Here is an 11,508-nt window from a genome sequence, read left to right as displayed (position 1 = left end):
CAGATAACGACGTGACAATAATCGTTTTTTAATCAAGAATAAATTATTTAGTCAGATATGAAGTGGTCAATGGAACGAAAAGAGAAGAACCCGCTTCTTCATCAACGATCTCCACAAAGACAAAATCAGCCCCGGAAACATCAACATCTACACCCTGCAACCCACTATCTGCTGCAACTGTGAGTGTTTTCAGTGTTGTATTATTATGATCTATTATTCTGATGTCGTGGGAACCCGCAATGGCTGCCAGTTCCAGATGTAACTTGGAATACTTTTTTTGTGTCATAATCTGAAAGCTCTCACCTTGTTTCACGGAGTCTGTATGAAGATATACATCTTTGTAATCTGTCCCTTTGTACTCGGTGTCGCCCGGGTCCTTGGTGTGCCACCCGGAGGTTCCAAGCACGGCTTCTCCAAGTGAACTCAACGACAACTTATTCTCTTCGATTGGGGCAGATCCATTATTGCCGCCGATCAGAACCGAAGAGGTTGCACTGTCATAAGTGATTTCCGTACCTAGCAATGTCCCCACTGCACGCACTGGCAAATACGTTGTTCCATTGTAGGTAATGGGGAGTACCGTCTTGCCATTGGCATCTTTGGCTGTGACAGTTGCACCATTCATTTTCAGAGAAATCTTGCTATTCAGATATGCCTTAATTGGCTCAAGCCCTGTTGCTGCCAGTGCACCTGTACCAATCCCGAGTGTCAGTGTGCCCACCATTAATCCCAGCACGACCTTTTTTTTCATTATAAATCCCTCCCAGACACTAAAATTGAATTGTCCTTTATACATTTAAACGACTAAAGTGGGATTGTCAACCATTTTAATTCAATATTATGGAAATTTTTCTGTATTGGCACAGTACAAAGCGAGGCTAAATATCCTCGTTTTTTTTCAGCCTCACCGTTACTGCCCCTGTCTAAAAAGACAGAAGCATAAGTTATTCTTTTCCTACGTGCAATCAAACCTTTAATTCTTCTCTACCTAGTAAATTCAATCAAAGGACTCGTAATACTCATCTTCATACTCTTCTGTACTGTATTCCACGTTCACGGCCTTCCACTCGCCATCTTGATAGGCATAGACAAATGTCAGATCACCGTCGTACTCAGATGGACCATATGCACCGGACGCTGTCACTACCAGCTGGCCGTTCTCCACACTGTAATACACCACGTCGCCGAACTTGAGTTCATCACTATAGGTTAAGCCTTCCGTTTCTCCCTCTATCTTAGAAGGTTCTACATTCACTCCATTCACAGCGACGTTAATGGTAATTTGCCCTGACGTTACGTCCACTCTTGATTGGACATGCTGCTTCACGACCTCATCCAGAGACTCCATCTTCATCTCTTCGAGCGTGTCCGGATCTATAATGTGCGCTTGCCCCAAATAAATACCTGTTCCATGTCCTTCGGTAAACAGCACAACAATCTCCTTCTTGCCGTCTCCATTCAAATCCAGTTCATGTACTTCGGGTTTGTAGGACCCGCCTTCCCCCTGCCACTCACTGAACTCACGCGTCTTTCCATTCACTTCAAGAATCATGCCGTTGTAAATATATCCTGAACCCTCAACTTGCATGGGGTATAGTCTCACATTTTCATTTTCCGGAGCAACCGAAACGTTCTCTTTTTTTACAGGAGCTGCTTCTTTCGATAAAAAGGATGCTTCATTCATCGTTTCAATATTGGATGCCACGACCGCTTCGGTCTGGCTGGATTGATCATCTATGTTAAGCTGTTTTTGTTGTTCATTGGAAGTTCTGGAAGCTGAGGTTGTACTGATGGTAACAACCGCCAAAACGATCATCAGCAGGATACCTGTCCAAGTTTTCAATATGCTGGGCTCCTTCTTTTAAAATGGAATAATACTATTATATCGTCATTTATCGCCCAGTCGTTGCGAATTTGTTAATGTTTCATAAAAAAACTTTACAAACATCTATTTTTACGAAAGAATGTTCGGCTTTATCCATAAAAAGAAAAAAACATTCCGGAAACAGCCTAAGGCTGCATCCGAAATGCTTTGGTTTTGTCCATCAAACGATCGGTGAGTTGTCTCAGCTCTTCAGCCGAGGAGGAGATTTCCTGCATGATTGCCGTTTCTTCATGTGCGGCATCCATAATCCGTCTGGCCTCGTCCGAGAACGAGCCGGCTTTCCCCTGAATTTGTTTTACGTGACCATGAGTCCGTTCAACCCGAACCGTCTGCTCCGCGATTTTGGATCCGATATCATGTGCACCCTTCATAAATACCTCAACCGTTCCGGTTAATTCCTGCAGCGTCTGATCCACATTAATGGTCCGCTGGGATTCGGTCACGACAAGTCCATGCTGCTCATGAATCAACTGGGCCGTATCACGGATGCGCTGCTGTACACGACTAATCAGTTCGTTAATTCGGTGAACCGATTGTGTACTCTCGTCCGACAATTTGCGAATCTGCTGCGCAACAACTGCAAACCCTGCTCCCTCTTCCCCGGCACGAGCCGCCTCAATGGATGCATTCAGGGCAAGCAGTGCAGTTTCTTCGGCAATGTTTTTGACCGATTGTGTGATGGCCTCGATGTCCGAAGCTTCCTTCTCCAGCAGAAGCATAATGTCACGGGAACGATTATGCGATACAGCCAGCTCATCCATTCCCTTCATCAGAAACGAGAATGTCTGCTTCGTGTGGCCAACCGAACGTTCCATCTGCCCTGACATCTCTGTCATACCAATCGACTGGTTGTGCATGCGTTGGAAATCGTTCAACATCTCGTCCGCAGTAATCAACGACTGGTGGGAAGTCACTTTCTGCTCCTCTACCCCTACCGCAATGTGATCTACCGCTTCCGACATCATCTCGATCTGTTCTGCCGCCTGTGTAATCGCCTCACTGAGAGACTGGGCATTCTGTGAAGTGGTACGCGTACTGTCCGCAATGTCGTTCACAATACTTCTCAGATTGGCAACCATGGCGCGGAACGCATCATATAAAACGGTAAGCTCGTCCTGCGCACGGCGCTGGGGGATTTCGGCTGTCAAATCTCCTGAAGAGACTTGCTGTGCTGCCTTCGCCAGGTGAACAATCGGACGGGTCAGCCAGCGTGAGGCGAACCATCCAAGAATTCCGTTCCAGCATACCCCTAGAATGAGCACTAAGGTGATATATAACCAGCTTGGCATCGAAAACGAGAGCCAGTCCTGGAGGAAAAATATAAAAAAGCCGCTAGTTCCGTACGTAATAATTGAAATTAGTACCAGACCTGCGACTGTCTTTGCGCCTAAAGTCCACTTCATATTCACACCTCATAGTCCTTTTTTCCTATTTTACCAATCATCGACCAAATATCATGTGATCTACATCACTGAAAAAAACCAAATGCACACCCATCTTGTCCACCATGAATACCTTTTCTTCCTTGTGGTGCATAATTTATAAGATAAGTTTGTTACACCTCGATCCACCCAGCATGAAGCCAGGTTAATACCCCTAATTTTAATTATTATCGGTAATTCGGGTAAAATCATTTAGCCTGGCATCCATTTTGCTTAAGTGATATACTGAGTGCGCTTCGGCATCGCCGGAGCTGACCTATTTTTGGATGCCACTGGAGGCGAAAGAAATGTCTACAATGTCCACACGGACGGAGAAAGATTTTATTGGTGAAAAAGAAATTCCTGCTTATGCCTATTACGGAATACAGACGGTGCGGGCCGTGGAAAACTTCCCGATTACCGGCGTTCCGGTGCACCGGGAGCTGATTACAGCTCTGGCTGCCGTGAAGAAGGCCGCAGCAGTCACGAATATGGAGCTGAAAATGCTGCCACCCAAAATTGGCGATGTCATCGTCATGGCCGCAGAAGAGATGATGAAAGGCCATCATCTGGATCATTTTATTGTTGACTCCATTCAGGGCGGTGCAGGCACCTCCATGAATATGAATATGAATGAAATTTTGGCCAATCGCGGACTTGAACTGCTGCTGCAGAACAAAGGGGACTACTTCCATTGCAACCCCAACAACCATGTGAACATGTCGCAATCCACCAACGATGTCATTCCAACAGCACTGCGAATCGCCGCGTATCAATTGTCTGAAACGTTACTCGCTACCATGAAGCGGCTGCAGGACGCTTTTCTTAAAAAGGAACTGGAATTTAATGATGTGGTCAAAGTAGGACGCACCCATCTTCAGGATGCAGTGCCCATCCGTCTGGGACAAGAATTCGGTGCCTATGCACGAGTGCTGGGACGCGATATGGAACGTCTGCAATTTGCAAACCGCCGCCTGCTTACAATTAATCTGGGCGCTACGGCAGTAGGTACCGGACTTAATGCCAAACCGGAGTACATCCTCAAGGTAACCGAGCATTTGTCCGATGTTACCGGACTGAAGCTGCAGACGGCTGATGACCTCGTGGATGCCACGCAAAATACGGATGCTTATATGGAGCTGTCTGCTGCACTCAAAGTATGCGCGGTCAACCTGTCCAAAATCTGTAACGACATTCGAATGATGGCATCCGGCCCGCGTGCGGGATTCAACGAACTCCGCCTTCCGGCTCGCCAGCCCGGTTCTTCGATCATGCCAGGGAAGGTCAATCCCGTTATGGCTGAAGTTATCAACCAGGTTTCCTTCCAGGTGATGGGGAATGATCATACCATTTGTATGGCCTGTGAAGCCGGACAATTTGAATTGAATGTCATGGGGCCAGTCATTGCATTCAACCTGCTGCAATCCTTGAAAATCATGAATAACGGCATTGATGTGTTCACCCGTTATGCCGTGGAGGAAATGGAAGCAAACCGCGAACGCTGTGCCTTGATCATGAAACAAAGCTTCAGCGTCATTACGGCACTCAATCCGCATTTGGGCTATGATGTAGCTGCGTCCATCGTGAAGGAAGCCCTGAAGACCGGCGCTTCGCTCCAAGAAATCATCCTGGAACGCGGATTGCTCACAATAGAAGAGCTTGAAGAGATCATGCATCCGGAACAGATGACAACTCCGGGTATTGCCGGGGAGCGTTTCCTGCATAATATGTAATGAACCTACGCTAATTGGATTTATTGAGATTATATGAAAATGAAACAGGAAGCCCCTGCAAGACCGTAACCCGGTCTGCAGAGGCTTCTGTTGTTATGTTATGAGAGAACGCATTGTGATGTTACCCCCAGCGCTTTCGCTCAAGCGAAGGCAGGATCTGAAGCTCTTCTCTGTACTTTGTCACCGTTCTACGGGAGATCACGATTCCCTCCTCGGCTAACCGTGCTGCCAATCGGCTGTCAGAATAAGGCTGGTTAACCTGCTCTGTACGAATGAATTCCTTCAACCGAAGCTTAACCGCTGCGGCAGACATCTGATCTCCAGATGCTGTCCCAATGGCTGTGGCAAAAAAAGACTTCAGTTCAAATACCCCATGAGGCGTCTGAATATATTTCCCGTTAACAGCACGACTTACGGTGGACTCATGCATGCCAATCTTCTTGGCAACGATCGCAAGATTGAGCGGCTTCAGCCCCGCTAGCCCCTCATGCAAAAAGCGATTTTGCTCATCCATCACAGCCGTGAGTACACGTATCAATGTTCTGCGCCGCAGCTGTACACTGCGAACGATTGCTCTTGCCTCCGCTGCCCGGGCAGACCAGACCTCGTCCGGAGATCCATGTCTGATCCAGCGAGAACATGCTTCATTCAAGGATACACGGAGGTTCCCTGCCGAATGGAGCCCCAAATATACCTCGCCATGTCGCAATTCCACAACGGCATCCGGGATAATGAAGTGCGGACGCTCACTGCAGCCAATGGAACGACAGGGCTTGGGATCAAGCCGGGTAATATAATCATACGCAGCCTGAGCCTCTCTTGAAGTAATAGCGAGCCGGGTCCCCGCTTTGCCCGGATGGAACGGTACAAGTTCCGCCAGTCCCGCCTCTACCATCCGCTCTGCATAGCGAACGGCTGACGGATCCCGCCGGATCTGAAGCAGCAAGCACTCATGCAGGCTGCGTGCACCCACGCCTGCCGGGTCCAGCGATTGAAGGATATTCAATCCTGCTTCCGCCTTATCCATGGATATACCGCATGCAGATGACACCTCAGCCAAATCCATCGTCAGATAGCCGTCATCATTGACACACCCTGCCAAATATACAGCTGCTGCCGCAAGCGCTGGCGGGAGATCCAACATGCGAATCTGAGCGGACAGCTGCTGCTCAAGTGTTGGTTCAGCACCTTTGGCCTGAAGCAGCGGATCATAGGAAGCAAACGTTCCCTGATTCCCTCTTCGCGGGAGCCGAACCAGCGGGGCAGCGTGTTCTTCTACTTCAAGGACCGGATTTTCATCCGCTGCTTCCAGCAGATAACGGACCAGTTCCTGACTGGACAACGTCAGCAAATGAATGGACTGCTTCATCTCTGGTGTGATGGACAGCCGCACACGCTGCTCCTGCACCAACTGCATTCCTAACATGGTTCTCCCTCCTTTTGCGCGAATTTGCAGCTTCCAGATCACGAACGAGTATATTTTCCCGGAATAATAGCATAAAAAACGTTGGTTTGTTAGAGGCCGGAGCCACTGTTCAATTTAATATTTTTCCGATACCAGCTTGGCTTGTGTAAATAGCAGCAAGTAGTCTCTTCCGCCCGCTTTGGAGTCGGTCCCCGACATGTTGAATCCGCCAAACGGATGAGTGCCTACCAATGCTCCCGTGCATTTCCGGTTAAAGTACAGATTGCCTGCAAAAAACTCCCGTCTCGCCTGTTCCAGATGTTTACGATTCCGCGAGATAACCGCACCTGTCAGGCCATAATCAGTATTGTTGGCAATATGCAGTGCTTCCTCAAACGTATCTGCCTTGATAAAAGCCAACACAGGTCCAAAAATCTCCTCCTGTGCAATCCGGGCCAGCGGGTCAACATCCGCAATAATCGTTGGTTCAATGAAATAACCCTGGGCATCCCCAGTACCTCCGCCCAATACCAGCCTTCCTTCCCCTTTGCCCACTTCAATATATTCATTGATCTTGGCATATGCCTTGTCATCAATTACTGGCCCCACCTGACTGCCTGCTTCAAGTGGACTGCCCATCGTAAGCTTCTTTGTACGCTCAATCACCTTCTGCAATACTTCATCATACACATCCTTATGAATAATGGCTCGGGAGCAGGCGGAACATTTTTGTCCAGAGAACCCAAATGCCGATGCCGTAATGGATTCCACAGCCAGCTCCAGATCACTCTCGCTGTCCACAACGATGGAATCCTTACCGCCCATTTCCGCGATCACCCGCTTGATCCATTTTTGTCCCGGAGCTGTGCGTGCTGCCCGTTCATTAATCCGCAGACCCACATCCCTTGACCCGGTAAAACTGATAAAACGGGTTAACGCGTGATCCACCAGATAATCCCCGACTTCACTGCCTGGTCCTGGCAAATAGTTCACGACGCCATCCGGTACTCCCGCTTCAGCCAGCAGTTCCATGAATTTGGCTGCAATAACCGGCGTGGTGCTGGCAGGCTTCAGGACGACTGTATTTCCCGAAACGAGTGCAGCTGAAGTCATGCCTGCCATAATGGCCAGCGGAAAGTTCCATGGTGGAATAACGACCCCCACACCAAGCGGGATATAAGTCAATTCATTGTCCTCGCCTGCAATCCGGGCCAAAGGCTGAGGTTCGCTAAGACGCTGCATCTCCCTGGCGTAAAACTCCATAAAATCAATGGCTTCCGCTGTATCCGCATCCGCTTCCGGCCAGGTCTTGCCTGCTTCATACACCATCCAGGCAGAAAACTCATGTTTGCGGCGGCGCATGAGCGCGGCTGCTTTGTACAAATACCGTGCGCGTTCATTCGGGTCCGTATGCTTCCAGGTACGAAACGTTTCTGCTGCCGTCTGAATCGCCTGCTCTGCCAGCTCCTGATCTGCCTGAAAAATCGTTCCAACCATCTGATCCTTGGCCGCCGGGTTTACGGAGGTTAAGGTACGAGTGCTCGTTATCTTTTGCCCGCCAATAATAATGGAATATTCCTGTCCCAGCTCGGATTCCACCTTGCGAAGTGCATTCTCAAAGGCTTCCTTGTTGGCCGGTACAGCAAAGGGCGTAAATGGTTCGTTAACAAAAGGGATATTCATGAATAATTCCTCCTTCAGGATGTTGGGGTTGCTGGCTGCTTGCCTGACTTGCCATGCATTTTTACTTATCACCCAATATATGTAGCAAGATCCGTGCCAACTCCGGTTGGGGAGGAATAAAATAAAAGATCTGCCCAATGCCCACGATGTCCAACCATTCCAATTTACGAATGATTCAGCGGAACACGACACTTTGGCACGATTCTTGCTTAATAAACGGATTATAAGAAGCATGATCCATAAGGAGGAAACTAGTGTGAGTATCGGAACGGAAATGTACCGCAAAACACTGCTGACTGTTGCGGGCAATAAAGCTGTGGAGAATCTGTCCATCAAATACGGCAAAAAACTGGCAGGCAAGTTTATCGCAGGCAGCACACTGGAAGAAGCGCTGGAAGAGATTCGGGTTCTGAACAACAAAGGCATTATGGCCACACTGGATCATCTGGGAGAAGGCATTACCCGATTGAGCGAAGCTGCCTTGTATCGCGATGAATATATAAGGCTCGTGGAAGGCATTGCTCGCCAGGGTGCAGACTCCAACGTATCATTGAAGCCAACCCAGATGGGTCTTGCGCTCGACCCGGAGGAAGGTTATCGGAATATCCGCTCCGTGGCAGCACAGGCGAAGCTGCATAATTTGTTTGTCCGCATTGATATGGAGGACAGTCCATTCACCCAAGCCACACTGGATATCGTTCGCCGTCTTCATGCCGAGGGACTTCATAATACGGGAACGGTGCTGCAAGCCTATCTGCATCGGACTGAAGAGGATACACGGGACTTGATTCGTGAAGGCATCCGGCTTCGCCTCGTCAAGGGCGCTTATAAAGAGCCTGCCGCAGTAGCTTATCAGAACGCATCCGAAGTCATTGAGCAATTCAAGTCCATGATTCGCCAGCATCTGGATCAGGGCGTCTACACGGCAGTAGCTTCACATGATGACCACATTATTTCATGGACCAAACAGTATGCCAAAGACCGGGGAATCTCTCCTGATGCGTTTGAGTTTCAGATGCTGTACGGACTGCGGATGAGCGAACAGGAACGGCTTGCCCGGGAAGGATACCAGATTCGCTGCTACGTCCCCTACGGAACCATGTGGTATCCATATTACACTCGCCGTCTTGCCGAAAAACCGGCAAATCTCTGGATGGTGGTCAAAAACATGTTTAGATAACCCGTTTCCTCTATGCATATAACCATGTGATCCCCAGTTTTTTAAGGTCGCATGGTTTTTTCTATTCAACACCCTTATAGCACATTCCCCTCACGTTTAATGTCTAAAAAATAAGCATCCCAAATTGAAATGTCCAAAATTCGAGACACAACGCGATTCCCCCCCATGTGTAAACCACCCTATTACGATGTCACTTTTCTTCACTTGATTCTAACTTAGGAACTTAATATATTTAAAACTAGTTAAAAAGAGAAGCAATATGTATTTATGTAAGCGTATACTAATTTTGTTAACCTTGTTTATTTAGATTCCAACTCTTTAACACCTACACCCCATGTCAAAAAATATATACACAACTTATTTCGAGCGCTATAATATGTCTAACAATCATTCCCCGATCATTTCATTGCTCAACAACGATTCGTACTGCAAGTAGCGATGAACAAAACAGGTGTCGTTTCTGATCATCATGCTCGAATGAGGTGAAACCGATGAAACATTTACTTCCAGATGTGATGTCCCTTCTGAGGACAGACCTGAGTAATTTGAATGAGTCCCTTCCTATACCCATTATTTCTTCGTCCACCGACCTGTCAGAGACCTTTCACCATTTCAACGAAAGCCCCTACCTGCTGGTTCAGGATGAAGGTCTTCCAATGGGATATATTTCGCTAAATGATGTTTTGCAACAAATGCTGCACGCCCATCGCCTCATAGAGGCTTATTTTGAGACCACACTCGAAACGGCAGGGACTGCGCTAACCCTGATTAACGAAGAAGCCAAGGTGGCTTACTGGACGTCAGGTGCAGAGCATGTTTTTTCCATTAACAAAAAGGACATCATCGGACAGCCGGCAGCAGACTTTTTCCCACCTGATCGGCTGCAATCGCTCAAGACGCTGTACACTGGCGAAACCGTCTATCGCAAGCAGCATCAACCTCGGCCGGATCTGTTTGCTCTCATCAATGCTCGTCCAGTTGTACTGGATGGGCGCATTGTGGGTGCGGTAGCTGCCGAAGTAGATATAACAACTGAAATTCGCCTGCATCAGGAATTATTACATATGACATCCAAAGTTCAGCATTTGGAGAAAGCCGTCGCGCGTTTGCGCCCGGATTTGGACCCGTTCGCAGGAATCAAAGGCAGCAGCCCGGTCATCAAACAGTGTCTCGAGACCATACGCAAGATCAGCACGACCTCAGCCACGGTACTTATTCTCGGGGAGAGCGGAACAGGCAAGGAGTTGTTTGCCAAAGCCATTCATGACCTGCGCGAGCCGCAGACAGCCCCCTTTATTGCCATTAACTGTGGAGCCATCCCCGCTTCTTTGTTCGAGAGTGAGTTGTTTGGATACGAGAAAGGGGCATTTTCCGGGGCAGATCCAAAAGGGAAAAAGGGGAAAATTGAACTTGCCGAAGGCGGTACACTCTTTCTGGATGAGATCGGCGAAATGCCACTGGAGCTGCAGGTAAAACTGCTGCGTGTACTTCAGGAGAAGAGCTACTTCCCCGTTGGCGGAACACGCATGAAACAGGCGAATTGCCGGATTATCGCGGCAACCAACCAGAATCTGCTGGGCATGATTGCCAAGAACCAGTTTCGGGAAGATCTCTACTACCGCCTGAATGTCATTAATCTCATCATTCCTCCCCTGCGCATGCGCAAGGAAGATATATACGAACTAACCCAAAGCTTTCTCCAAGAGTTCTCTCTGCTCTATAACCGCCACATCGAACTGGTCCCTCCCGAAGTATTCAAGCTGCTGTTCAGCTATGAATGGCCAGGCAATGTAAGGGAGCTTCGCAATGTGATTGAACGCATCACCATTCTTACAACAGACGGTGAGGTCAAGCCGGAATATCTGCCGGAATCCCTCACCTTAACTGTGGAACTGCCGTCTTCCACAGCTGATGAGCCAGCAACATTACAAACTATAACAGATCTGGCATCACTATCTTCTACCGGGGATGTACGGGAAATCATTCAAGAAGACAACAATGGCCCCTCATTTGAAGTCTCTCCCCTGTCCTATCAGGAACAGATGGATGCATATGAATCGAATCTCCTGCTCCAGTGTCTACAATCAACAGGTGGTAATAAGCGGACACTCGCGAGGCAGCTCGGCATCTCACGAGCAACGCTCTATAACCGAATGAAGAGACTTGGTCTATGACCAGCCTCTTCTTCATTTTTTCCATAT

8 protein-coding genes are annotated in these 11,508 nt (G+C 48.3%); 3 read left to right on the top strand and 5 right to left on the bottom strand.

All coding sequences use genetic code 11. From position 1 onward, the window contains the following. Positions 1-43: 43 nt before the first annotated feature. The 3 genes from HP552_RS24955 to HP552_RS24945 all read right to left on the bottom strand — a co-directional run bounded on the left by HP552_RS24955 (position 44) and on the right by HP552_RS24945 (position 3,288). Positions 44-751 (bottom strand): stalk domain-containing protein, encoded by a 708-nt coding sequence (locus tag HP552_RS24955; RefSeq protein ID WP_175398094.1) that lies wholly within the window; start codon positions 749-751, stop codon positions 44-46. A gap of 246 nt (positions 752-997) precedes the next feature. After that, positions 998-1,843: a hypothetical protein gene (locus HP552_RS24950; RefSeq protein WP_175398093.1), complete on the bottom strand. Its 846-nt coding sequence runs from the start codon at positions 1,841-1,843 to the stop codon at positions 998-1,000. 167 nt (positions 1,844-2,010) lie between these two features. After that, positions 2,011-3,288 carry a methyl-accepting chemotaxis protein gene (locus HP552_RS24945; protein WP_175398092.1) on the bottom strand — a complete coding sequence of 426 codons (1,278 nt, stop codon included), beginning with the start codon at positions 3,286-3,288 and terminating at the stop codon, positions 2,011-2,013. Positions 3,289-3,614: 326 nt separating this feature from the next. Between HP552_RS24945 and HP552_RS24940 the strand changes: the two genes are divergently transcribed. Then, positions 3,615-5,039: an aspartate ammonia-lyase gene (locus HP552_RS24940; protein WP_175398091.1), complete on the top strand. Its 1,425-nt coding sequence runs from the start codon at positions 3,615-3,617 to the stop codon at positions 5,037-5,039. 121 nt (positions 5,040-5,160) lie between these two features. Here HP552_RS24940 and rpoN read toward each other — a convergent pair whose 3' ends face one another. Both rpoN and pruA read right to left on the bottom strand, forming a co-directional pair. Then, positions 5,161-6,465, bottom strand: a complete 1,305-nt coding sequence (gene rpoN, locus HP552_RS24935; protein ID WP_175398090.1) for an RNA polymerase factor sigma-54 — start codon at positions 6,463-6,465, stop codon at positions 5,161-5,163. Positions 6,466-6,579: 114 nt separating this feature from the next. Then, positions 6,580-8,127 (bottom strand): L-glutamate gamma-semialdehyde dehydrogenase, encoded by a 1,548-nt coding sequence (gene pruA / locus HP552_RS24930; protein WP_175398089.1) that lies wholly within the window; start codon positions 8,125-8,127, stop codon positions 6,580-6,582. Positions 8,128-8,383: 256 nt separating this feature from the next. Between pruA and HP552_RS24925 the strand changes: the two genes are divergently transcribed. Next, complete coding sequence (locus HP552_RS24925) at positions 8,384-9,307, top strand: proline dehydrogenase family protein (protein ID WP_312884343.1); 924 nt, start codon at positions 8,384-8,386, stop codon at positions 9,305-9,307. 491 nt (positions 9,308-9,798) lie between these two features. Continuing rightward, the gene (locus tag HP552_RS24920) at positions 9,799-11,481 is read left to right on the top strand and encodes a sigma-54 interaction domain-containing protein (protein WP_175398087.1); all 1,683 of its coding nucleotides are present in this window, start codon (positions 9,799-9,801) and stop codon (positions 11,479-11,481) included. The last annotated feature ends 27 nt before the right edge of the window (positions 11,482-11,508 follow it).

Source organism: Paenibacillus xylanilyticus (assembly GCF_013359935.1).
In the GTDB taxonomy this organism is placed as follows: domain Bacteria; phylum Bacillota; class Bacilli; order Paenibacillales; family Paenibacillaceae; genus Paenibacillus; species Paenibacillus xylanilyticus.
This window is presented reverse-complemented; position numbering and strand designations above follow the sequence as displayed.